Here is a 20,731-nt window from a genome sequence, read left to right on the forward strand (position 1 = left end):
GGTTGCATGTCAGGTTCGGCCGAAAGTTTTTTTGCGCTCCATGACAGGGGCGTCCCCTTTCGACAACTCAAGGGCGAACGCCCCACGCTTCCTTGCCCGGGTTCGATCAGGGGAAGGATTCAGGCTTTTTCGTGATACATGCAAGGGGCCGGGCGATATTTCGCCGACGCCGCGATCATGTTTGGCAACAGCCGTTAACCGTTGGCGGCCAGACCCAGGAGCCTGATGACGAAGACATGCCCCTGCCCTTCAGGCTCGAGGCGCAGTTCCGGGTTCGTCCGAGCGAGGATGAGCGCATCGAGCGGTCCCAACAACGAGACGCTATCCATCGGGACTTTGATGCTGCCGCCAACCGGCAAAACAATCGTCGTGCCGTCGCCCGGCACGATTTCCACCTGACCTTGGAGCGGCAAGCGCTCGACCGCATGACTGAAGCGCCCGCGCCGGGTCATGACGTTGAGATCGGTGATCGGGCCGCCGATCAGGGCGGCACCGGTCCGCACGTCGCCCGGAAAGGAAAGCGGCGCCGAAGCTGCCGTCAGCCGCGCCGGCGGCCGGCCGGCGATGTCGAGCACGATGCCGTCCCCTTCCAGCACCGCTAGCGTGCGATCGACCCCGACAAAGCTGGAGAACGGCCCACCGGTCTCGACGCGCGCCATCGAGATGCGCCAGTCGAAATCGTCGAGACCGGCGCCGTCGGGCGAGATGGCAATCTCGGCAGTCGTGCCGCCGCCATTCTTCCACGGCATGACGCGGTAGCCGGCGGCACGAAGAATGCGCATCGCGTCAGCCCAGGATGCCCGGCAGGTTGAGTTGGTGCTCTTTCGCGCATTGGATGGCGATGTCGTAGCCGGCATCGGCATGGCGCATGACGCCGGTCGCCGGGTCGTTCCACAGCACGCGTTCCAGCCGCCTTGCCGCGTCAGGCGTGCCGTCGGCCACGATCACCATACCGGCATGTTGCGAAAAGCCCATGCCGACGCCGCCGCCGTGATGCAGCGACACCCAGGTGGCGCCGGACGCGGTGTTGAGCAGCGCGTTGAGCAGCGGCCAGTCGGAAACGGCGTCCGAGCCGTCCTTCATCGACTCTGTCTCGCGGTTCGGCGAGGCGACCGAGCCGGAATCGAGATGGTCGCGGCCGATGACGACCGGCGCCTTGAGCTCGCCCCTGGCGACCATCTCGTTGAAGGCGAGGCCGAGGCGATGGCGGTCGCCGAGGCCGACCCAGCAGATGCGCGCCGGAAGCCCCTGGAACGAGATGCGCTGGCGTGCCATGTCGAGCCAATTGTGCAGATGCGTGTTGCCGGGCGTAAGCTCGCGCACCTTGGCGTCGGTCTTGTAGATGTCTTCCGGATCGCCCGAGAGCGCTGCCCAGCGGAACGGGCCGATGCCGCGGCAGAACAGCGGCCGGATGTAGGCCGGCACGAAGCCCGGGAAGGCGAAGGCGTTCTCGAAACCTTCATCCTTGGCCACCTGGCGGATGTTGTTGCCATAGTCGAGCGTCGGAACGCCGGCATTCCAGAACGCCACCATCGCCTCGACATGCTCGCGCATCGACGCGCGGGCGGCCTTTTCGACGGCCTTCGGGTCGGATGTGCGCTTCTCGCGCCATTCGGCCATGGTCCATCCTTTGGGCAGATAGCCGTTGATGGGATCATGCGCCGAGGTCTGGTCGGTGAGAATATCCGGGCGGATGCCGCGCCTGAGCATCTCCGGCACGATCTCGGCCGCGTTGCCGAGCAGCCCGACCGACTTCGCCTCGCCGGCCTTGGTCCAGCGCTCGATCATCTCCATGGCCTCGTCCAGCGTCTCGGCCTTCTCGTCGAGATAGCGGGTGCGCAAACGGAAATCGATCGAGTCCGGATTGCATTCGATGGCGAGGCAGCAGGCGCCGGCCATGACGGCCGCCAGAGGCTGGGCGCCGCCCATGCCGCCGAGGCCGGCGGTCAGGATCCACTTGCCCTCGAGATTGCCGCCATAGTGCTGGCGGCCCGCCTCGACAAAAGTCTCGTAGGTGCCCTGAACGATGCCTTGCGTGCCGATATAGATCCACGAGCCGGCCGTCATCTGGCCGTACATCATCAGGCCTTTTCGATCGAGCTCGTTGAATTTCTCCCAGGTCGCCCAGTGCGGCACGATGTTGGAATTGGCGATCAGGACGCGCGGCGCATCCTTGTGGGTGCGGAAGACGCCGACCGGCTTGCCGGACTGCACCAGCAGCGTCTCGTCCTCGCCGAGCGTCTTCAGCGAAGCGGCGATACGGTCGAAATCGTTCCAGGTGCGCGCCGCCCGGCCGATGCCGCCATAGACGACCAGCTCGTTCGGGTTCTCGGCGACCTGCGGGTCGAGATTGTTCATCAGCATGCGCAGCGGCGCCTCGGTCGTCCAATAGCGGGCGTTGAGCTTGTCGCCGCGCGGGGCACGCACTTCGCGGATGTTGTGGCGGGGATCGGTCATATGGTCACTTCCCTTTCGATGAGGTGCGGCGGGCGCGTCAGCGCGCGGCCCAGGCAATCGCGGTTTCGAGAATGGTCTTCAGCGTGGCGCGGATCGGCGCGGCGTAGCTCGGGTCGTAAGGCACCGGCCAGTTTTCCGGCGCTCCCTTTTCATTGGGCTCGCGCATGTAGCCGCGGTTGGAGAGTTCCATCTGCAGCGCGTGGATGCCGTTCTGCGGCTGGCCGAAGCTGCGCGTGATCCAGCCACCCTTGAAGCGGCCGTTGACCACCCAGCTCTCGCCGGTCGCGGCGAGAATCGCGGCCACCTCTTCCTGCAGCGACGGATCGGTGCTCTTGCCGTCATTGGTGCCGAGATTGAAGACGGGCAGCGTGCCTTCGAACAGGCGCGGCAGCACCGAGCGGATCGAGTGGCAGTCATAGAGCACGATCTTTTCGTGCATGCCGCGCAGCCGGCCGATCTCGGCCTGCAGGGCGGCATGATACGGTACGAAATAAGTTTCGCGGCGCTGGTCGATCTCGGATGGCGTCGGCTCCTCGCCCATGCGGTAGAGCGGGTCACCATCGAAAGTGTCTGTCGGGCAGAGCGTGGTCGTCGCCTGTCCCGGATAGAGCGAGACGCCGGAAGGATCGCGGTTGACGTCGATGACGGTGCGCGAGATGGCGGTGTGCACGACGGTCGCACCGAGGTCGGCGGCGAAGTCGTAGAGCCTGTCGATCCACCAGTCGCAGTCGCGGCGCCCGAGCCAGGTCGAGACCAGCCGGCTGTCGAGCCCTGCAAGGTCGATGCCGGTGTGCGGGATCGAGACCAGCAGCGGCGCGGTGCCGCGCGTGATGGTGAGCCAGGAAGGGGTGGTCATAGAAAATCTCCCTGCGCTGGAGTTCTACGGCGCCCCCCTCTGCCCTGCCGGGCATCTCCCCCATTTGGGGGGAGATTGGCTGTCACCTTGGCTTTCGCCAATCGCCGACGTCGAAGAATTGAGTGGGGCGCCGAAACCGCTGATCTCCCCCCTTGTGGGGGAGATGTCCGGCAGGACAGAGGGGGGCGCGAAGGAACTCGACCTCTCATGGCGTGAAGCCTCACGATGCAATCCCCGGCAGCTTCACCGCACTCGCCGCTTTCACCGCGGCACCGCTGCGCACCAGGGCGATCGCCTTTTCCATGTCGGGGTGGAAATGCCGGTCGTTGTCGAGATGCGGCACTTCGGTCCGGACCAGCTTGCGCACGGCTTCCAGCGCATCGCTGGACGCCAGCGGTGCATGGAAATCGCAGCCCTGGGCCGCCGCGAGCAGCTCGATGCCGATGACGGCCGTCGCGTTCTCGATCATGCCGAGCAGCCGGCGCGCGCCGTGGGCGGCCATCGAGACATGGTCTTCCTGGTTGGCCGAGGTCGGAATGGAATCGACGCTCGCCGGATAGGCCTTCTGCTTGTTTTCCGAAACGAGCGCGGCCGCCGTCACCTGCGGGATCATGAAACCGGAATTCAGGCCTGGCTTCGGCGTCAAAAAGGCCGGCATGCCGGAGAGCGCCGGATCGACCAGCATGGCGATGCGCCGCTCCGACAGCGAGCCGATCTCGCAGACGGCAAGCGCGATCATGTCGGCGGCGAAGGCAACAGGCTCGGCATGAAAATTGCCGCCCGAAAGCGCCGTGTCGTCCTCGGCGAAGATCAGCGGATTGTCGGTGACGCCATTGGCTTCGTTCTCGAGCGTGTCGGCCGCCTTGCGCAGGACATCGAGCGCGGCGCCCATCACCTGCGGCTGGCAGCGCAGGCAATACGGGTCCTGCACGCGCTCGTCGCCGACGCGGTGCGATTCACGGATGGCGCTGCCGGCCATCAGGTTGCGCAGCGCATCGGCCGTCTCGATCTGGCCGCGATGTTTCCTCAACAGATGGATGCGCGGATCGAAGGGCGCGTCCGAGCCGCGGGCGGCGTCGGTCGACAGCGCGCCGGCGACCAGCGCCGACTGGTAAAGCGTCTCGGCCTCGAACAGGCCGGCGAGCGCAAAGGCGGTCGAGAACTGCGTGCCGTTGAGCAGCGCGAGACCCTCCTTGGCGCCGAGTGTCACCGGCTCCAGCCCATGCGAGACGAAAGCCACCTTGGCCGGGAAGCGGCCATGTGGCGTGAAGCATTCGCCGACGCCGATCATGACCGCAGTCATATGCGAGAGCGGCGCGAGATCGCCGGAGGCACCGACCGAGCCCTGCGCCGGCACCACCGGGATGACGTCATTGGCAAGCATCCCTTGAAGCAGGTCGATAGTCTCGGCCCTTACACCGGACGCGCCCTGGGCGAGGCTCGCAAGCTTCAGCGCCATCATCAGCCGCACCACCGCGACCGGCATCGGCTCGCCGACGCCGGCGGCATGCGAGAGCACGATGTTGCGCTGGAGCGTTTCGAGATCGTTTGCCGGAATGCGGACGCTGGCCAATTTGCCGAAGCCGGTGTTGATGCCATAGACCGGTTCGCCCTTGGCGACGATGCGGGCGACCGCTTCGGCGCTGGCCTTGATCTTCGGCCGGCAGGCATCATCAAGCTTCGGCACGGCGCCCCGATAGATGGCGCGCCAGTCGGCAAGCGTCGCGCTGCCGGGCTTCAGGATCAGTTCGGTCATTGTCCTCTCCAGATGCGGGCATGGAGCGGGTTGAAGCCCATGCGGTAGACGAGTTCGGCCGGGCGCTCGATGTTCCAGATGGCAAGGTCGGCCGACTTGCCGGCTTCCAGCGTGCCGGTTTTGCCCAGAAGCCCCAGCGCACGCGCCGCCTCGCGGGTGACGCCGGCGAGGCATTCGTCGACAGTCATGCCGAAGAGCGTCGCTGCCATATTCATGGTGAGCAGCAGCGAGGTGAGCGGCGAGGTGCCGGGGTTGCTATCGGTCGCCACCGCCATCTTTACGCCGTGCTGGCGGAACAGATCGACCGGCGGCTTCTTGGTCTCGCGGATGAAGTAGTAGGCGCCGGGCAGGATCGTCGCGACGGTGCCGGCCTTGGCCATCGCCGCGGCGCCCTCCTCGTCGGTGTATTCCAGATGATCGGCCGATAGCGCGCTATAGCGGGCGGCAAGTGCTGCGCCATGCAGGTTGGAGAGCTGGTCGGCGTGGAGCTTTACCGGCAGGCCGAGCGCCTCCGCCTTGTCGAAGACGCGCGCGATCTGCTCCGGCGAGAAGGCGATGCCCTCGCAAAAACCATCGACGGCGTCGGCGAGCCTTTCGGCGGCGACTTCCGGCAAAATCGTATCCGCGACGAGATCGATGAAAGCGTCCTTGTCGCCCTTGGCTTCCGGCGGCAGCGCGTGGGCGGCGAGGCAGGTCGTGCGGACCGTGACCGGGCGCTCACTGGCCAGCCGGCGGGCGGCGCGCAGCGACTTCTTCTCATTGTCGGCATCGAGACCGTAGCCTGATTTGACCTCGACGGTTGTCACGCCCTCGGCGATCAACGCATCGAGGCGCGGCAGCGTCTCCGCGACGAGCTCATCCTCGCTGGCGGCACGCAGCGACTTGACCGAGGAGACGATGCCGCCCCCAGCGCGAGCCACTTCTTCATAAGTGGCGCCGGCCAGCCGCATTTCGAACTCGTTGGCGCGGTTGCCGGCATAGACGAGATGCGTGTGGCAGTCGATCAGGCCGGGCGTGATCCAGCGGTCCGCGCAATCGATGTTCTCGGCGCCCTGCCCGAGCGCCACCGGCAAATCGGCCTCGGCGCCGGCGTAGACAATGAGCCCGTCGCGAGCGGCGACGGCACCTTTTTCGACGATGCCCAGGCCTGCCGCGCCTTCGGCCATTGTCGCCAGGCGCGCGTTGCGCCACAGACGAAGGCCGCTCTTCCCGTTTTCTCCACCCATCGTCTTTTCCATTTGAAAGGATGGCAATTATGTATATACATATTGAAACGCGACGCAAGTGGTAATGTCGCTCGGACATTCAGATTCGGGAGTTGGGACGTGACGGCGATCTTTGCGGAACGGGCGCTGCTGCCTGAGGGCTGGCGAGGCAATGTGAGGATCGCTTTCACTGCCGGCCGCATCACTGCGGTGGAGGCCGGCGCCTCCCCGCAGGCCGGCGACGAGCGGCACGCCATCCTGTTGCCCGGCATGCCCAATCTGCACAGCCACGCCTTCCAGCGCGGCATGGCGGGGCTGGCCGAACTGCGGGGGCTTTCCGCCGACAGTTTCTGGAGTTGGCGCGAGGTGATGTACCGCTTCGCGTTGTCGATGACGCCGGACCAGGTCGAGGCGGTCGCCGCGCAGCTTTATGTCGAGATGCTGGAGGCCGGTTTTTCGCGTGTCGGCGAGTTCCACTATCTCCACCACGACCGCGACGGAAAGCCTTATGCCAACATCGCCGAGATGGCCGAGCGCATCGCGGCGGCAGCCGGAGAGACGGGTATCGGGCTGACGCTGCTGCCGGTCTTCTACGCCCATTCCGCTTTCGGCGGTGCCACGCCGAACGAAGGCCAGCGACGATTCCTCAATGATGTCGAGCGGTTCGGGAGCCTGCTTGAGAAAAGCCGCGAAAGCGCATCGCAGTTGGAACGGGCAGTCGTCGGCGTCGCGCCGCACAGCCTGCGCGCCGTGACGCCGAACGAGCTTACGGCGGTCGCGGCGATGGCGCCGAACGGCCCGATTCACATCCATGTCGCCGAACAGGTAAAGGAAGTGGAGGATTGCGTGGCCTGGTCGGGCAAGCGGCCCGTCGAGTTCCTGCTGTCCAAGGCGGACGTGGACAAGCGCTGGTGCCTGATCCACGCCACGCATATGACCGAGGCCGAAACCTCCGCCATGGCGAAGAGCGGCGCGATTGCCGGGCTGTGCCCGATCACCGAGGCCAATCTCGGCGACGGCACCTTCGCCGCGCCGCTGTTCATCGAGCATGGCGGTCGCTTCGGCGTCGGCTCGGACTCCAACGTACTGATCGGCCTTCCGGACGAGCTCCGGCAGCTCGAATATTCGCAGCGCCTCGCCCACCGCGCACGCAACGTGCTGGCACGCGCAGGCGGCTCCACGGCGCGCGCGCTATTCGATGCCGCGCTCGACGGCGGCAGCCAGGCACTCGGCGCCGACCCATCACGGATTGCCGCCGGCGGTCCGGCCGACTTCGTCTCGCTCGACGCTGGTCATCCCTCGCTTGCCGGCAAGACGGACGACGCGATCCTCGACGCCTGGATCTTCGCCAATGGCAGCAAGGTTGATTGCGTTTGGGTGCACGGGAAAAAGCAGGTCAGCGGCGGCAGGCATGCCAAACGCGAGGCCGTCGCCGAGCGGTTCCGCAAAGTGATGACGACGCTTTCCGAGGGCTGATCCCGATGAGCATGGCCGCAACGGCAGAGATGGAGGACGGCGAGATCCTCTCGCTGCACCAGCGCATCCTCTCCGACATCCGCGAAAAGATCCTGTCCGGCGCTTGGGCGCCCGGCCATCGCATCCCGTTCGAGCACGAGCTGACGGCGGAATACAAATGCTCGCGCATGACGGTGAACAAGGCGCTGTCGCAGCTTGCCAAGGCCGGGCTGATCGAGCGCCGCCGCCGTTCCGGCAGCTTCGTGCGCCAACCGCAATCGCAGGCGGCGGTGCTGGAACTGCACGACATCAGGATCGAGGTCGAAGCGCTCGGCCTGCCCTATCGCTACGAGCGGCTGGAGCGCCTGAGGCGGCGCAGCAATGCCGAGGACCGCGCGTTGCTCGGGCTCTCCGGCCCAGGTCCGGTGCTTTGGCTGGAAAGCCTGCATTTTGCCGGCGAACGGCCGTTCGCGCTCGAGCAGCGGCTGATCAATCTTTCAGCCGTGACCGGGGCCGGCGAGGAAGAATTCCTGGAAATCGCGCCCGGCCCCTGGCTGATCGGCCGCGTGCCGTGGAGCGAGGCCGAGCACCGCATCCGCGCCATGGCCGCCGACGACACAATCGCCGATGCGCTCGACATCGATCCCGGCGCGCCCTGCCTGGTGGTCGAGCGACGAACATGGAGCGCGGAACACCCGGTCACGCATGTGCGCTTCATCTACCCGGCGGAAAGCCACACGCTGGTGGCAAGGTTTACCCCGTCGCAGGGGTAGCGCCAACGCCCCTTCTCCCCTTGTGGGAGAAGGTGGATCGGCGCGCAGCGCCGAGACGGATGAGGGGTGCTGGAAGAAATGAGGCGTCGAAAGGTTGAATGATTACAGGCGCCTAGCTCGCCCGAACTCGCGATCCTTCCAACACCCCTCATCCGGCCGCTTCGCGGCCACCTTCTCCCACAAGGGGAGAAGGGAACGCCGCGCTAAATCGCCGCCGTAATAATGATCTCGACCAGATATTCCGGGCCGGCGAGCTTGGCTTCGCCGGTGGCGCGGGCGGGCGTGTGGCCCTTCGGCACCCACTTGTCCCATTCGGAATTCATCTCGGCGAAGGTGCTCATATCGGCCAGCCAGATGATCGCCTGCACGATCTTGGTCTTGTCGGTGCCGGCCTTGGCCAGCAGTTCGTCGATGGTCTTCAGGATGTCGCGGGTCTGCGAGGCGACGTTGCCGCTGGGCTCGCCGACCTGGCCAGCCAGATAGACGGTGTTGCCGTGGATGACGATCTGGCTCATGCGCGGGCCGACATCGATGCGACGAATGCTCATGCGAGGTTCCTTCCTTATGGGAGTCGTGCTTCTTTAGAGTCCGTGCCGGCTCCGGGCAAGGCCGCCGGACGCGAAACCAATTGAGCCAATTGTCCGACTTCCACCTCTCTCGGCTACACGGCGAGTTGACCGGCCGAGAGACGGTTCCGCCGATCTGTCTTGTTGACTAATGTAATAACATCACATATCGACAAAGCCCCTAAGATTTGCGGCCCGACCCGGAAGCCTGATGACCAATGCCTGCCTGACCTTCAGCGACCTGACGCTCGGCTACAACAGCCATCCGGCCATTCACCACCTCAACGGCATCGTCCGCAAAGGTTCGCTGACCGCCGTTGTCGGCGCCAACGGCTCGGGCAAGTCGACCCTGATGAAGGGCATCGTCGGCGTGCTGAAGCCGATGGAAGGCAAAGTGGCGCGCGCGCCCGGCATGCGCACCGCCTATCTGCCGCAGCAGTCGGAGCTCGACCGCAGCTTTCCCGCGCGGGTCGTCGACCTGGTGTCGCTCGGCCTGTGGCCCAAGCGCGGCATGCTCGGCCGCTACACCAAAGAGGATCGCGAGTCCGTCAGCAAGGCGCTGATGGCTGTCGGCCTCGGCGGCTTCGAGAAGCGGCCGATCGACACGCTGTCCGGCGGCCAGCTGCAGCGCACGCTGTTTGCCCGCGTGCTGTTGCAGGACGCCGATTTGATCCTGCTCGACGAGCCGTTCAACGCGGTCGACCACAAGACCGTAGGCGACCTCATCCAGCTGATAAAGCGCTGGCATGGCGAGGAGCGCACGATCATGGTCGTCGTGCACGACCTCGAACTCGTCCGGCAGAATTTTCCGGAGACCCTGCTGCTTGCCCGCCAGCCCGTCGCCTGGGGCGACACGAAAGAAACGCTGCGGCCGGAGAACCTGCTCAAGGCACGGCGCTTCCACGAGGCCTGGGAAGAGAATGCGCCCTGGTGCGAGCCCTCCGAACACGATCATGGCCACGACCACGCGCATGGCGACCATGCCCATGCGCACGATCACCATCATGACCATCAGCACGGTACCGGACCGAGGGCGGCGTGATGGATTTCCTATACGGCCTGTTCATCGCGCCTTTTGCCGATTTCGCCTTCATGCAACGGGCGCTGTTCGGCTCGCTGATGCTGTCGCTCGGCGCCTGTCCGGTCGGCGTCTTCCTGATGCTGCGGCGCATGAGCCTTTCGGGCGACGCGATGGCGCATGCCATCCTGCCGGGTGCGGCCGCCGGCTTCCTGCTCTATGGCCTCGAGATCCTGCCGATGACTGTCGGCGGCCTGATCGCCGGCATCATCGTGGCGCTCGGCGCCGGCGCCGTCTCGCGCTTCACCATCCAGCGCGAGGACGCCTCGATGGCGGCCTTCTATCTCATTTCGCTCGCCGTCGGCGTGCTGATGGTGTCGATCCGCGGCTCCAGCGTCGACCTGATGCATGTGCTGTTCGGCACCGTGCTGGCGCTCAACAATGAGGCGCTGGCGCTGATCGGCGGCATCGTGGTGGTGACGCTCGCCAGCCTCGCCATCTTCTGGCGCGCGCTGGTCGCCGAATGCCTCGATCCGCTGTTCCTGCGCTCGGTGAGCCGCATGGGCAGCCCGGTGCATTTCGTATTCCTCGGCCTCGTCGTGCTCAACCTCGTCGGCGGCTTCCAGGCGTTGGGCACGCTGCTGTCGGTTGGGCTGATGATGCTGCCGGCCGCCGCCGCGCGCTTCTGGACGGTGCGCGTCGAGCCGATGTGCGGGCTGGCGGTGCTGATCGGCTTTGCTTCCTGCATCGCCGGGTTGCTGCTCTCCTATCACGCATCGCTGCCCTCCGGCCCGGCGATCATCCTTTCGGCCGGCGTCGTCTATTTCTTCTCGATCGTGTTCGGCTCGCGCGGCGCGTTGCGCGCCCGCATCGTGCATCACCGCCACCGGACCGCCTGAGCTCAAACCCAAGCAAGGAGACCTTCACAATGCTGAAATCCGTCCGCGCCGTCCTAGCGATGAGCGTTATAACATTAAGCACCTTCGCAAGCGCGTCGGCCTTCGCGGCACCGCTGAAGGTGGTGGCGAGCTTCACGGTGATTGCCGACTTCGCCAAAAATGTCGGAGGCGACCGCGTCGACATCACCACCATTGTCGGGCCGGACGGCGACGCGCATGTCTACGAGCCGAGCCCGGCCGATGCAGTGGCGATGGCGAAGGCCGATGTCGTGCTGGTCAACGGCCTGCATTTCGAAGGTTTCCTGCAGCGGCTGGTCGACGCCAGCGCCACCAAGGCTTCGATCGTCACCTTGACCAAGGGTATCACGCCGATCGACTTCAAGCCGGAATTCGCCGATGCGGACGCTGCCGAAGGAGCCGGCACCGGCGGCGGCAAGACGGTTACCGACCCGCACGCCTTCCAGTCGATCGACAATGCCAAGATCTATGTGAAGAATATCGCCGATGCCTTTTGCACAGCGGATAGCGAGGGTTGCGACAGCTACAAGGCCAATGCGGCCGGCTATACCACCAAGCTCGATGCCCTGGAGGCCGAAGTGAAGGCGGCGATCCAGTCGATCCCGGAAGCGAAGCGCGTGGTCATCACCTCGCACGACGCCTTCGGCTATTTCGAGCACGAATATGGCCTGACCTTCCTGGCGCCGCAGGGAATCTCGACCGATTCCGAACCGTCGGCCGCCGACGTCGCCAAGCTGGTCGAGCAGATCAAGCAGGACAAGGCGGCGGCAATCTTCATCGAGAACATCACCAATCCGCGGCTGATCGAGCAGATCGCCGGCGAGACCGGCATCAAGGTCGGCGGCACGCTCTATTCCGACGCGCTGTCGCAGCCCAACGGCCCGGCAGCGACCTATATCGACATGATGCACAACAACATTACACAGATCAAAGGCGCCATCCTCGGCAGCTGAGCTGTCTAGGATCCAACCGGGCCGGGAGCGGCCTGGTTGGATTTTCCGGCTCGCACTCTCTATTTGGCAGAGAAATCCGCTGGCACGGATTGCCGCCCTTGTCCCAGGGTGGCATGACTGCGGCCAAAGATTGCGAGGACAAGACGATGGAATACCGCCAGATCAGTGACGACTATTCGGTCTCCGGCCAGATCCAGCCCGAGGATATCGCCGCCATCAAGGACGCCGGCTTCAGAAGCGTGATCTGCAACCGGCCGGACAACGAGCAGCCGGGCCAGCCTTCGGCCGACAGCATCAAGGCGGCGGCTGAAGCCGCCGGCCTTGCCTTCCGCTACATCCCCGTCATCAGCGGCCAGATCACCATCGACAATGTCGAGGATCAGGCCGAGGCGCTCGACGAGCTCGAAGGCCCCGTGTTTGCCTATTGCCGTTCAGGCGCGCGCTGCACCAACCTCTATGGGCTGATCCAGCAGCAGCGGGGTTGAAGGCTTCCCGATAAGCCAATTCCGCAGGTTGGCGATCCTTCGCGCCCTCCCTCTGGCCTGGCGGCCATCTCCCCCGCTTGGGGGGAGATCGGCAACTCCGGCGCCTCGCTCGCCCTGCACCGTCTGAGATTGGCGAAAGCCAGCGTGACGTCTGATCTCCCCGTTGTGGGGGAGATGTCCGGCAGGACAGAGGGGGCGCTGTCCCGCCGACGTATCCATAAATCAGCGAAAACTAAATCGGCAGCGCGCCGGTCTCCTTCAGCGTCTCCAGCACGATCGCCGTCTTCACATGCTGCACCGATTCATGCGGCAGCAGCACACCGTTGACGAACTCCGACAGTGATTTGAGATCGGGCGTCACCACCTTCAAAATGTAGTCCATCTCGCCGGTCAGCGCATGCGCCTCCTGCACCTCGGGCAGCCGCGCCACCAACTCACCGAAGCGGCGGGCATTATCGCGGTTATGGGTGGCCAGGGTCACCGAGATCACATTGACCAGCGAAAAGCCGAGACGATCGCGGTCGAGCACGGCGCGGTAACCTCTGATGTAGCCATCCTCCTCCAGCCGCTGGCGGCGGCGCGAGCATTGCGAGGCCGACAGGTTCACGCGCTCCGACAGGTCGTTGTTGGTGAGCCGTGCATCGCCCTGCAGAAGCGCCAGTATCTTGCGGTCAAACTGATCAAGACGCGCGTCATCCATGGATTTTCCTAAAAATGTGCATGACTTGCGCATAATTCGAGCATTTCAAGCGGTTGAATGCAAGCACTGTGCGACCGCTTCGCGCTAAAATGGATGAGGATGAAAATTGGTCGGCCGCAACAGCCTTGGAGAATTGCCATGGGTCCCTTCCCGCATGACGCACCGCCCGCCAAGATCAGCAAGCAAAATCCCGCCGGCACCGACGGCTTCGAGTTCGTCGAGTTCGCGCATCCGGAGCCGGCAAAACTCGCCGAGCTCTTCACCCGCATGGGCTATGTCGCGGTGGCCAAGCACCGCACCAAGGACATCACCGTCTGGCGCCAGGGCGACATCAATTATGTCGTCAATGCCGAGCCCGGCTCGCATGCGATGAAGTTCGTCGATAAGCACGGCCCCTGCGCCGCCTCGATGGCCTGGCGCGTGGTCGATGCCAAGCACGCCTTCGACCATGCCGTGTCGAAAGGCGCGACACCTTACGAGGGCACCGACAAGGCGCTCGACGTGCCGGCCATCGTCGGCATCGGCGGTTCGCTGCTCTATTTCATCGAGGCTTATGGCGAGAAGGGCTCGGCCTATGACGCCGAGTTCGAGTGGCTTGGCGAGCGCGACCCGAAGCCCGAAGGCGTCGGCTTCTATTATCTCGACCACCTCACCCACAATGTCTATCGCGGCAACATGGACAAGTGGTGGGACTTCTACCGCGACCTGTTCGGCTTCAAGCAGATCCACTTCTTCGACATCGACGGCCGGATCACCGGGCTGGTCAGCCGCGCCATCACCTCGCCCTGCGGCAAGATCCGCATTCCGCTCAACGAATCCAAGGACGAGACCAGCCAGATCGCCGAATACCTGAAGAAGTACAATGGCGAAGGTATTCAGCATATCGCCGTCGGCACCGATGCGATCTACAATGCCACCGACAAGCTCGCCGCCAATGGGCTGAAATTCATGCCCGGCCCGCCCGACACCTATTACGAGATGTCGCACGAGCGCGTGCACGGCCATGACGAGCCGATCGAACGGATGAAGAAGCACGGCATCCTGATCGACGGCGAAGGCGTCGTCGACGGCGGCATGACCAAGATCCTGCTGCAGATCTTCTCCAAAACCGTGATCGGCCCGATCTTCTTCGAGTTCATCCAGAGGAAGGGCGACGAAGGCTTTGGCGAAGGCAATTTCCGGGCGCTGTTCGAGTCGATCGAGCAGGACCAGATCAAGCGCGGTGTGATCAAGCTGGACGGCAAGGCGGCGTAGCCAGCCGATCTGGATATCTTGCGGCTCGATCAATTATGACCTAAATTATGGTCATAAAGGATCGAGCCCATGAATGTTTCCATTGCCGAGGCCAAGGCCAAATTGTCGGAACTTGTAAGCCGCGCGGAAGCCGGTGAAGAGATCGTGCTTACGCGCCATGGGAAGGTTGCCGCGCGTATCGTACCTCCGGCAGTGGTGGAACCACTGCCACGTATCGGAGCCTTAAAGGGCAAGATCTGGATCGCGGACGATTTTGACGAACTCGGTCCTGGATGGGACCAGTACGTGAAATGACGACCGGCCCGTTTCTCGCCGACACCCACATTATTCTCTGGTCGATTTCGGATGATCGACGTCTCAGCGATCACCACCGCGCAATCTTGGAATCGGACGCGGTGGTTTTCGCGAGCGCGGCAAGTGTTTGGGAAATTTCGATCAAACGATCAATCCGAAAGCTTCATGCGCCAGACGATCTGCCAGCATTGCTTCCAAGAATGCGATTTCAGCCGCTCACCGTGACTCTTCAGCACGCCCACGCGGTCGGCGATCTGCCTCCTCACCATGGCGATCCGTTCGACCGGTTGCTGATCGCGCAGGCGCAAATAGAAAACCTGACTATCCTGACATCAGACCCGCATTTTGCCCGATATGAGGTCGCGCTGGCCTGACCGCCATGCGATCAAAGGCCGGCGGCTTTCCGCAAAATGTCGTTGATGCGGCTCTGCCAGCCGGGTCCGCCGGCGCGGAAGCGGGCGATGACGTCGCTATCGAGACGCAGCGTCACTTGTTTCTTCGGATTGTCGAGCGCCGGCCGGCCGCGCGAACGGCGAATGCTGTCGGCAAGATCCGGAAACACCTCGGCGAAGGGACGAGCATTCCGAAAGTCCTCCTCGGTCCATTCGGGATTGTCTGAAACCGCATCCCAGTCTTCCCTGGTGAAGCCCTTGCCTGACTCGAATTCCTTGTCGGGCTTCTTGATGCGTAGCTTAGACTTTGCCATCGAACAATCTCCTTTCCGCCTGGTTGGCCGGCCGCATCGAAATGATCGAAATGCCCTCGGAGCCAAGTCGGGCAAAGACCACTGCAACAACGCCGCCGACTATCCAACCAATCGCCATGAACCGACCGGCCTTGGCCGCCCGGATCGTCGACGCAAGGAAAAACTCCTCGTCCAACGCCGCGAAATCCAAGCCGTGTTTGTCGATGTTAGCCAACCGTTTCGGTTCATCCCAAACGATCTTCATCGGAATTTATGTACCTACAATAATTAAGTCAACAATTTTCGTAACTACGATAATTCTCGAGGGCATACTCGCTCGTTCACAACCCCAGCCGTTCGACCTCGTCCTTCCTCAGCTTGATGTCGTAATCGAGCAGGAATTCATCCAATTGTGGCGGCGCCACCGAGGTGCCCGAAAGCATGGCATGCACCTGGCCGCGATGATGGATGTCGTGCAGGAAGACATGGGCGAGGATGTCGCCGATGCGTTCGGGGATCATGCCGTCCTCACGCCTGTCGGTGATGACACGGCGGTCGAGATCGGCTTCGGACAGACGATCGCAGAAGGCAATCAGCTTGCGATCGAAATCAGCCTGTGCCGCCGCGAGGCTCGCCACATCGTCGAACGGGACGAAGGTGTCGTAGGCCGCGGCGCCGAGGCCGCCATCGGTCAGGAAATCGAGATAGAGACGATCGACCGCGATGACGTGGTTGAGCGTCTCCTTGATCGAGGGGAAGAAGCTGGTGCGCCTGGCCTCGAACTCGCCGGGCTGGAGCGCCAGCACGGCGCGGTAGAGCCGGTCGTTCGACCACAGATTGTTGCCCGCCATGCGGCGCAGGTGCTCGATCAGGGTCACCTTTTCAGGTTCCTTTCTCCCCCTCGTATTTCTCGACCTTCTGTTCGATCGCGCCGAAGATCGAATGGCCGGCCCTGTCCTTCATCTCGATGCGCACCGTGTCGCCGAAACGCAGGAAAGGCGTCTTCGGTTCGCCGGTCTCGATGGTCTCGATCATGCGCAGCTCGGCAATGCAGGAATAGCCGGCGCCGCCGGCCGAAATCGGCTTGCCCGGCCCGCCATCCAGTTTGTTGGAAACGGTGCCCGAACCGATGATGGTGCCGGCGGCAAGCGGCCGCGTTTTTGCCGCATGCACGATCAGCGCCGGGAAGTCGAAGGTCATGTCGATGCCGGCATTGGCGCGGCCGAACGGCTTGCCGTTGAGGTCGACCAGCAACGCAAGGTTGACCTTGCCGCCGTCCCAGGCCTCGCCCAGTTCATCCGGCGTGACCGCGACCGGCGAGAAAGCCGACGACGGTTTCGACTGGAAGAAGCCGAACCCTTTTGCGAGCTCCGGCCCGGTGATGGCGCGCAGCGTCACGTCGTTGACCAGCATGACGAGGCGGATCGCGTCCCTCGCCTCGGCCAGCCCGGCGCCCATCGGCACGTCGTCGACGACGACGGCGACCTCCGCCTCCATGTCGATGCCGAAGGCCTCGTCCGCCATGCGGATCGGATCGCGCGGCGCAATGAAGGAATCGGAACCGCCCTGGTAGATCAGCGGATCGGTCCAGAAGCTCGCCGGCATCTCGGCGCCGCGCGCCTTCCGCACCAGCTCGACATGGTTCACATAGGCCGAGCCGTCCGCCCACTGATAGGCGCGCGGCAGCGGCGAATGCGCGTCATGCTCATGGAAGCGCGCCGAGGGCACCGCGTTGCTCTCCAGCGATTCCGCCATGGCCGCCAGATGCGGCGCAATCCGCCGCCAGTCGTCGAGCGCCGCCTGCAGGGTCGGCACCAGGAAGGAAGCATCGGTGAACCGCGTCAGGTCGCGCGAGACCACGACCAGCTTTCCGTCGCGCGTCCCGTTCTTCAATGTAGCAAGCTTCATGCGGTTTCCTCTCTTGGCGCGGCCTGGTCGCCGCTTAGCCGTACAACAAGGCCGTCGCGGGCGATCGTCAAGTCACCGGCCCATGTTTTCCTGACAGCAGCGGTCCAGTCGGCTTCGCCGATCAAAGGATCGTCGGCTGGAATGAGATGGTTGAGTACCAGCTGCTTCACGCCGGCATCAGTGGCGATGCTTCCTGCCTCTTCGGCTAAGCTGTGGCTGGCGAACAGATGCTCGCGCAGCCGCGCGCCGTTGCTGGTCCTGGCGACCAGCCTCTCGACGCCCGCTTCCAGCATGGCTTCATGGACGAGAATGTCGGCGTCGCGCGCAAACTCGGCCAGCGGTGGGAAGAACGCCGTGTCGGCCGAGAACACGACGCTTCTGCCGCCATGCTCAAAGCGCAGCGCAAAGCAGTCGGTCACCGGCGGATGGTCTACGCGGAGCGCCGCCACCATCAGACCACGCTCCTCCAGCACCAGCCCTTCGCCGAACTCCTCGACCGAGACCAGTTCGCGGATGTCCGGCCGGCCTTCGTCGACGATGCGGATTTCGATGTCGAACTCCATCGCCTGGCAGAAATGCCGCCAGCAATTGGCGGTGCCCGGCGGCCCGTAGACAATCACCGGCGTTGCCAGCCCAGCCGTCCAGGCGGTGTGGATCAACGGCCCGAGTTCCAGCACGTGATCGGAATGGAGATGCGTGATGAAGACCAGGTCGAGTGTCTTCAGGCTGACGCCTGCATCGGTCAAGGCGCGCGTGACGCCCAGCCCGCAGTCGACGACGATTACTCGCCCGCCGATCTCGATCAATGACGAGCTCGGCCAGGGACCGCCCGGCCGCAAGGCCGGGCCGCCCTTGGAGCCGAGAAGGACGAGGCGCTCCGACGTCTCCCCGGCGCTCAAGACCAGTCGCCCTCGGGCGTGCCGTTGAAACGCTTCTTCAGCTCGGCCCAGCAGTCGATGTAGTTCTCCTGCAAGGTGTCGAGCTCGGCGGCATAGCGGGTCAGCATCTGGGGAAAACGCGTCTCGAACATGAAGGCCATGGTGTTGTCGAGCTTGACCGGTTTCAAGTCGGCGCGGGTGGCTTTCTCAAAACCTGACGCGTCCGGCCCATGCGCCAGCATCTGGTTGTGCAGGCTGATGCCGCCGGGGACAAAACCCTCTTCCTTGGCGTCGTACTGGCCGTGGATCAGGCCCATGAACTCGCTCATGATGTTGCGGTGGTACCAGGGCGGGCGGAAAGTGTTTTCCGCCACCAGCCAGCGCGGCGGGAAGATGACGAAGTCGACATTGGCCGTGCCCTCCTCGCCGCTCGGCGCGGTCAGCACGGTGAAGATCGACGGATCGGGATGGTCGAACAGGATGGCGCCGACCGGCGAAAAGGTTGCGAGATCATATTTGTAGGGCGCGTAGTTGCCATGCCAGGCGACCACGTCGAGCGGCGAGTGGCCGAGTTCTGTGACATGGAAGGAGCCGCACCATTTGACGATCAGCCGGCAGGGCGTCTCCTTCTCTTCGAACCAGGCGCAGGGCGTCTTGAAGTCGCGCGGGTTGGCGAGGCAATTGGCGCCGATCGGGCCACGATCGGGCATGGTGAACTTCGCGCCGTAGTTCTCGCAGACATAGCCGCGCGCCTCCTTGTCGGCGAGCTCGACCTTGAAGACGAGGCCGCGCGGCAGCACGGCGATCTCGCCGGGGCGAAGCTCGATGACGCCCATCTCGGTGACGAGGCGCAGCGCGCCGACCTGCGGCACGATCATGAGCTCGCCGTCGGCGTTGAAGAAATGGTCGTCGACCATCGAGCGGTTGGCGACATAGACATGCGCCGCCATACCGGACTGGCCGACCGCGTCGCCGGCCGTGGTCATGGTGCGCATGCCTGAGATGAAATCGGTCGGCTCGGCGGGCATCGGCACCGGGTTCCAGCGATACTGGCCGAGCGCCAGCTCATGGTCGCCGATGTTGGGCGCGGTCTTCCATAGAGGGAAGCTCATGCCCTTGAAGCGGCCGGTGTGCCGGACGCTCGGGCGGATGCGATAGAGCCAGGAGCGCTCATTGGTGCCGCGCGGCGCGGTGAAGGGCGAGCCCGAAAGCTGCTCGGCGTAGAGGCCGTAGGCCGGCCGCTGCGGCGAGTTGCGACCCTGCGGCAGCGAGCCTGGCAGCGTCTCGGTCTCGAAATCGTTGCCAAAACCCGGCATGTAGGAAAAGGCCATCGCTTCCTCCTCGCGGATTGTCCGCCAGCCGCATCATCCATGCGGCTTCGCGGATGTTGACCAAACTGGTTTCATTTGTAACCATTGAAAATGTAACTATCAACGCCGAAGGCCGCATCGATGGTGGTTTTGATGGAACCGGAAGTCCTCGAGCTCGAAAGCTTCCTGCCGTACCGGCTCTACCGGCTGGCCGACACCGTCAGCCGCGAGTTCTCGCGCGTCTACAAGGAACGCCACGGCTTGACGCGGCCGGAATGGCGCACGCTGTCGGGCCTCGGCCAGCGCGGGACGATGACGGCGACGGAGCTCGGCGAACAGTCGGCGATGCACAAAACCAAGGTGTCGAGGGCAGTGGCCGAGCTCGAACGGCGGCGATGGTTGACGCGCGCGCCCGACGAGAACGACCGCCGCCTCGAGCACCTGACGCTGACCAAGGCGGGGCTCGCCGCCTATCGCGAGATGGTGCCACTGGCGAAGGCGTTTGAAAGAGAGTTGCTGGCGAGACTTGGTGTGGAAGAGCGGGCGGCGATCGCAGACGGGCTGGCCGCGCTCGAAGCCAGTCTGACCCCGGGCAACAGCCGAGTTAAGGCTCGCTCATCCTGAACGACCAAGGCCGTGTGAAACAAGCCTCGGTCCCAGCTCGGGATTTCCTGCTGAGCGTGATTTTGGCGGTCAAGCCGACTATAGTTGCCGCAGCATCGGCGGGAGGACTGCATCGAAGGGAGGACTTATCATGCGCATTCGCACATTGACTCTCCTGACGACGTTGCTTGCTGGCGTATCCGCACATGCCCAGCAGGCAAAGCAGCCGTCAATCGAGGTGTTTCCTTTTGAACTGGAAGACAAGAGCGCCGGGGCGGGGATAATTCCTCCGGATGAACACGACAGGCGCTATCTGTCCGAGTCGGCACAAGTCGCGAAGGACATGCTCTCTAAATCCGGGCGTTTTGCGGTAATCGACCAACCAGCCCGGAATGAACAGCCAGCTGCGCCGCACGGACTGCGCAATTGCGGCGGCTGCGAAGGCAAAATCGCGAGAGAACACGGCGCATCTCTGGCGTTGCTTGGTGTCGTGACACGCGTCAACCGAACAGAACATACCATGTTCATCCGCATCCTCGACGCCGAGACCGGGAAACCTGTCTCACAGGGCTTCACCGATCTTCGCATGGGTGCGAACTACGCGTGGCCCCGCTCCGTGAAATGGCTGATGACAAACAGAATTCTGCGGTAAGGCGGC

General features: G+C 64.1%; 24 protein-coding genes. 11 read left to right on the forward strand and 13 right to left on the reverse strand.

Going from position 1 to position 20,731, the window contains the following annotated elements; all coding sequences use genetic code 11:
- Nucleotides 1–194 precede the first annotated feature (194 nt).
- From QAZ22_RS22910 to hutI, 5 genes are all read right to left on the reverse strand, one after another.
- A complete protein-coding gene (locus QAZ22_RS22910) occupies nucleotides 195–782 on the reverse strand; it encodes a HutD family protein (RefSeq protein WP_278202978.1) in 588 nt (195 codons plus the stop codon).
- Nucleotides 783–786: 4 nt separating this feature from the next.
- Nucleotides 787–2,457, reverse strand: a complete 1,671-nt coding sequence (gene hutU, locus QAZ22_RS22915; protein WP_278202979.1) for a urocanate hydratase — start codon at nucleotides 2,455–2,457, stop codon at nucleotides 787–789.
- A gap of 37 nt (nucleotides 2,458–2,494) precedes the next feature.
- A complete protein-coding gene (gene hutG, locus QAZ22_RS22920; protein ID WP_278202980.1) occupies nucleotides 2,495–3,313 on the reverse strand; it encodes an N-formylglutamate deformylase in 819 nt (272 codons plus the stop codon).
- 220 nt (nucleotides 3,314–3,533) lie between these two features.
- On the reverse strand, nucleotides 3,534–5,069 hold the full coding sequence (hutH, locus tag QAZ22_RS22925) for a histidine ammonia-lyase (protein WP_278202982.1): 1,536 nt from the start codon (nucleotides 5,067–5,069) through the stop codon (nucleotides 3,534–3,536).
- Complete coding sequence (gene hutI, locus QAZ22_RS22930; protein ID WP_278202983.1) at nucleotides 5,066–6,295, reverse strand: imidazolonepropionase; 1,230 nt, start codon at nucleotides 6,293–6,295, stop codon at nucleotides 5,066–5,068. Before hutI ends, hutH begins: the two co-directional genes overlap by 4 nt.
- Nucleotides 6,296–6,394: 99 nt before the next feature.
- On the opposite strand from hutI, the gene QAZ22_RS22935 reads away from it, so the two are divergent.
- Entirely contained in the window at nucleotides 6,395–7,750 is a 1,356-nt protein-coding gene (locus QAZ22_RS22935) for a formimidoylglutamate deiminase (protein ID WP_278207911.1), read from the forward strand.
- 11 nt (nucleotides 7,751–7,761) lie between these two features.
- Entirely contained in the window at nucleotides 7,762–8,502 is a 741-nt protein-coding gene (hutC, locus tag QAZ22_RS22940; RefSeq protein WP_278207912.1) for a histidine utilization repressor, read from the forward strand.
- Between the two features lie 203 nt (nucleotides 8,503–8,705).
- Here hutC and QAZ22_RS22945 read toward each other — a convergent pair whose 3' ends face one another.
- Nucleotides 8,706–9,050, reverse strand: coding sequence for a RidA family protein (locus QAZ22_RS22945; RefSeq protein ID WP_278202984.1), 345 nt, complete (start codon nucleotides 9,048–9,050; stop codon nucleotides 8,706–8,708).
- Between the two features lie 229 nt (nucleotides 9,051–9,279).
- Here QAZ22_RS22945 and aztA point away from each other — a divergent pair, with 229 nt between their 5' ends.
- From aztA to QAZ22_RS22965, 4 genes are all read left to right on the forward strand, one after another.
- Entirely contained in the window at nucleotides 9,280–10,110 is an 831-nt protein-coding gene (gene aztA, locus QAZ22_RS22950) for a zinc ABC transporter ATP-binding protein AztA (protein WP_278202985.1), read from the forward strand.
- Nucleotides 10,110–10,985 carry a zinc ABC transporter permease AztB gene (aztB, locus tag QAZ22_RS22955; RefSeq protein ID WP_278207913.1) on the forward strand — a complete coding sequence of 292 codons (876 nt, stop codon included), beginning with the start codon at nucleotides 10,110–10,112 and terminating at the stop codon, nucleotides 10,983–10,985. Before aztA ends, aztB begins: the two co-directional genes overlap by 1 nt.
- Nucleotides 10,986–11,014: 29 nt before the next feature.
- On the forward strand, nucleotides 11,015–11,956 hold the full coding sequence (gene aztC / locus QAZ22_RS22960; protein ID WP_278202986.1) for a zinc ABC transporter substrate-binding protein AztC: 942 nt from the start codon (nucleotides 11,015–11,017) through the stop codon (nucleotides 11,954–11,956).
- Between the two features lie 146 nt (nucleotides 11,957–12,102).
- Entirely contained in the window at nucleotides 12,103–12,441 is a 339-nt protein-coding gene (locus QAZ22_RS22965) for a TIGR01244 family sulfur transferase (protein WP_278207914.1), read from the forward strand.
- Between the two features lie 232 nt (nucleotides 12,442–12,673).
- Here QAZ22_RS22965 and QAZ22_RS22970 read toward each other — a convergent pair whose 3' ends face one another.
- On the reverse strand, nucleotides 12,674–13,141 hold the full coding sequence (locus QAZ22_RS22970) for an Lrp/AsnC family transcriptional regulator (RefSeq protein ID WP_059187534.1): 468 nt from the start codon (nucleotides 13,139–13,141) through the stop codon (nucleotides 12,674–12,676).
- Between the two features lie 138 nt (nucleotides 13,142–13,279).
- Here QAZ22_RS22970 and hppD point away from each other — a divergent pair, with 138 nt between their 5' ends.
- The 3 genes from hppD (at nucleotide 13,280) to QAZ22_RS22985 (ending at nucleotide 15,063) form a co-directional block, all read left to right on the forward strand.
- The gene (gene hppD, locus QAZ22_RS22975; protein WP_278202987.1) at nucleotides 13,280–14,395 is read left to right on the forward strand and encodes a 4-hydroxyphenylpyruvate dioxygenase; all 1,116 of its coding nucleotides are present in this window, start codon (nucleotides 13,280–13,282) and stop codon (nucleotides 14,393–14,395) included.
- Between the two features lie 69 nt (nucleotides 14,396–14,464).
- The gene (locus tag QAZ22_RS22980; protein WP_278202988.1) at nucleotides 14,465–14,689 is read left to right on the forward strand and encodes a type II toxin-antitoxin system prevent-host-death family antitoxin; all 225 of its coding nucleotides are present in this window, start codon (nucleotides 14,465–14,467) and stop codon (nucleotides 14,687–14,689) included.
- Nucleotides 14,686–15,063 carry a type II toxin-antitoxin system VapC family toxin gene (locus QAZ22_RS22985; RefSeq protein WP_278202989.1) on the forward strand — a complete coding sequence of 126 codons (378 nt, stop codon included), beginning with the start codon at nucleotides 14,686–14,688 and terminating at the stop codon, nucleotides 15,061–15,063. The genes QAZ22_RS22980 and QAZ22_RS22985 overlap by 4 nt, the downstream gene beginning before the upstream one ends.
- 11 nt (nucleotides 15,064–15,074) lie before the next feature.
- Here QAZ22_RS22985 and QAZ22_RS22990 read toward each other — a convergent pair whose 3' ends face one another.
- The 6 genes from QAZ22_RS22990 to hmgA all read right to left on the reverse strand — a co-directional run bounded on the left by QAZ22_RS22990 (nucleotide 15,075) and on the right by hmgA (nucleotide 19,491).
- Nucleotides 15,075–15,395, reverse strand: coding sequence for a BrnA antitoxin family protein (locus QAZ22_RS22990; RefSeq protein WP_278202990.1), 321 nt, complete (start codon nucleotides 15,393–15,395; stop codon nucleotides 15,075–15,077).
- Nucleotides 15,382–15,639 carry a BrnT family toxin gene (locus QAZ22_RS22995; protein WP_278202991.1) on the reverse strand — a complete coding sequence of 86 codons (258 nt, stop codon included), beginning with the start codon at nucleotides 15,637–15,639 and terminating at the stop codon, nucleotides 15,382–15,384. The genes QAZ22_RS22990 and QAZ22_RS22995 overlap by 14 nt, the downstream gene beginning before the upstream one ends.
- A 76-nt stretch (nucleotides 15,640–15,715) precedes the next feature.
- A complete protein-coding gene (locus QAZ22_RS23000; RefSeq protein WP_278202992.1) occupies nucleotides 15,716–16,252 on the reverse strand; it encodes a DinB family protein in 537 nt (178 codons plus the stop codon).
- A 4-nt stretch (nucleotides 16,253–16,256) separates the two neighbouring features.
- The gene (locus tag QAZ22_RS23005; RefSeq protein ID WP_278202993.1) at nucleotides 16,257–17,282 is read right to left on the reverse strand and encodes a fumarylacetoacetate hydrolase family protein; all 1,026 of its coding nucleotides are present in this window, start codon (nucleotides 17,280–17,282) and stop codon (nucleotides 16,257–16,259) included.
- Entirely contained in the window at nucleotides 17,279–18,181 is a 903-nt protein-coding gene (locus tag QAZ22_RS23010) for an MBL fold metallo-hydrolase (RefSeq protein WP_278202994.1), read from the reverse strand. The genes QAZ22_RS23005 and QAZ22_RS23010 overlap by 4 nt, the downstream gene beginning before the upstream one ends.
- Nucleotides 18,178–19,491: a homogentisate 1,2-dioxygenase gene (gene hmgA, locus QAZ22_RS23015; RefSeq protein WP_278202995.1), complete on the reverse strand. Its 1,314-nt coding sequence runs from the start codon at nucleotides 19,489–19,491 to the stop codon at nucleotides 18,178–18,180. Before hmgA ends, QAZ22_RS23010 begins: the two co-directional genes overlap by 4 nt.
- A gap of 132 nt (nucleotides 19,492–19,623) precedes the next feature.
- Between hmgA and QAZ22_RS23020 the strand changes: the two genes are divergently transcribed.
- On the forward strand, nucleotides 19,624–20,094 hold the full coding sequence (locus tag QAZ22_RS23020; RefSeq protein WP_278202996.1) for a MarR family transcriptional regulator: 471 nt from the start codon (nucleotides 19,624–19,626) through the stop codon (nucleotides 20,092–20,094).
- Between the two features lie 130 nt (nucleotides 20,095–20,224).
- Nucleotides 20,225–20,725 (forward strand): DUF3280 domain-containing protein, encoded by a 501-nt coding sequence (locus tag QAZ22_RS23025; protein ID WP_278202997.1) that lies wholly within the window; start codon nucleotides 20,225–20,227, stop codon nucleotides 20,723–20,725.
- Nucleotides 20,726–20,731: the final 6 nt, after the last annotated feature.

The sequence above is a fragment of the Mesorhizobium sp. WSM4906 genome, assembly GCF_029674625.1.
Lineage (GTDB): Bacteria > Pseudomonadota > Alphaproteobacteria > Rhizobiales > Rhizobiaceae > Mesorhizobium.

Excerpts from the sequence above, each read along its gene's own strand:
- hppD (WP_278202987.1), top strand. The coding sequence starts at position 13,280 with ATGGGTCCCTTCCCGCATGACGCACCGCCCGCCAAGATCAGCAAGCAA.
- hutG (WP_278202980.1), bottom strand. The coding sequence starts at position 3,313 with ATGACCACCCCTTCCTGGCTCACCATCACGCGCGGCACCGCGCCGCTG.
- aztA (WP_278202985.1), top strand. The coding sequence starts at position 9,280 with ATGACCAATGCCTGCCTGACCTTCAGCGACCTGACGCTCGGCTACAAC.
- QAZ22_RS22990 (WP_278202990.1), bottom strand. The coding sequence starts at position 15,395 with ATGGCAAAGTCTAAGCTACGCATCAAGAAGCCCGACAAGGAATTCGAG.
- hutC (WP_278207912.1), top strand. The coding sequence starts at position 7,762 with ATGGCCGCAACGGCAGAGATGGAGGACGGCGAGATCCTCTCGCTGCAC.
- hutU (WP_278202979.1), bottom strand. The coding sequence starts at position 2,457 with ATGACCGATCCCCGCCACAACATCCGCGAAGTGCGTGCCCCGCGCGGC.
- QAZ22_RS22965 (WP_278207914.1), top strand. The coding sequence starts at position 12,103 with ATGGAATACCGCCAGATCAGTGACGACTATTCGGTCTCCGGCCAGATC.
- QAZ22_RS23005 (WP_278202993.1), bottom strand. The coding sequence starts at position 17,282 with ATGAAGCTTGCTACATTGAAGAACGGGACGCGCGACGGAAAGCTGGTC.
- QAZ22_RS22980 (WP_278202988.1), top strand. The coding sequence starts at position 14,465 with ATGAATGTTTCCATTGCCGAGGCCAAGGCCAAATTGTCGGAACTTGTA.
- QAZ22_RS23025 (WP_278202997.1), top strand. The coding sequence starts at position 20,225 with ATGCGCATTCGCACATTGACTCTCCTGACGACGTTGCTTGCTGGCGTA.
- QAZ22_RS22910 (WP_278202978.1), bottom strand. The coding sequence starts at position 782 with ATGCGCATTCTTCGTGCCGCCGGCTACCGCGTCATGCCGTGGAAGAAT.
- hutH (WP_278202982.1), bottom strand. The coding sequence starts at position 5,069 with ATGACCGAACTGATCCTGAAGCCCGGCAGCGCGACGCTTGCCGACTGG.
- QAZ22_RS22995 (WP_278202991.1), bottom strand. The coding sequence starts at position 15,639 with ATGAAGATCGTTTGGGATGAACCGAAACGGTTGGCTAACATCGACAAA.
- QAZ22_RS23020 (WP_278202996.1), top strand. The coding sequence starts at position 19,624 with ATGGAACCGGAAGTCCTCGAGCTCGAAAGCTTCCTGCCGTACCGGCTC.
- aztC (WP_278202986.1), top strand. The coding sequence starts at position 11,015 with ATGCTGAAATCCGTCCGCGCCGTCCTAGCGATGAGCGTTATAACATTA.
- QAZ22_RS22970 (WP_059187534.1), bottom strand. The coding sequence starts at position 13,141 with ATGGATGACGCGCGTCTTGATCAGTTTGACCGCAAGATACTGGCGCTT.
- aztB (WP_278207913.1), top strand. The coding sequence starts at position 10,110 with ATGGATTTCCTATACGGCCTGTTCATCGCGCCTTTTGCCGATTTCGCC.
- hmgA (WP_278202995.1), bottom strand. The coding sequence starts at position 19,491 with ATGGCCTTTTCCTACATGCCGGGTTTTGGCAACGATTTCGAGACCGAG.
- QAZ22_RS22985 (WP_278202989.1), top strand. The coding sequence starts at position 14,686 with ATGACGACCGGCCCGTTTCTCGCCGACACCCACATTATTCTCTGGTCG.
- hutI (WP_278202983.1), bottom strand. The coding sequence starts at position 6,295 with ATGGGTGGAGAAAACGGGAAGAGCGGCCTTCGTCTGTGGCGCAACGCG.
- QAZ22_RS22945 (WP_278202984.1), bottom strand. The coding sequence starts at position 9,050 with ATGAGCATTCGTCGCATCGATGTCGGCCCGCGCATGAGCCAGATCGTC.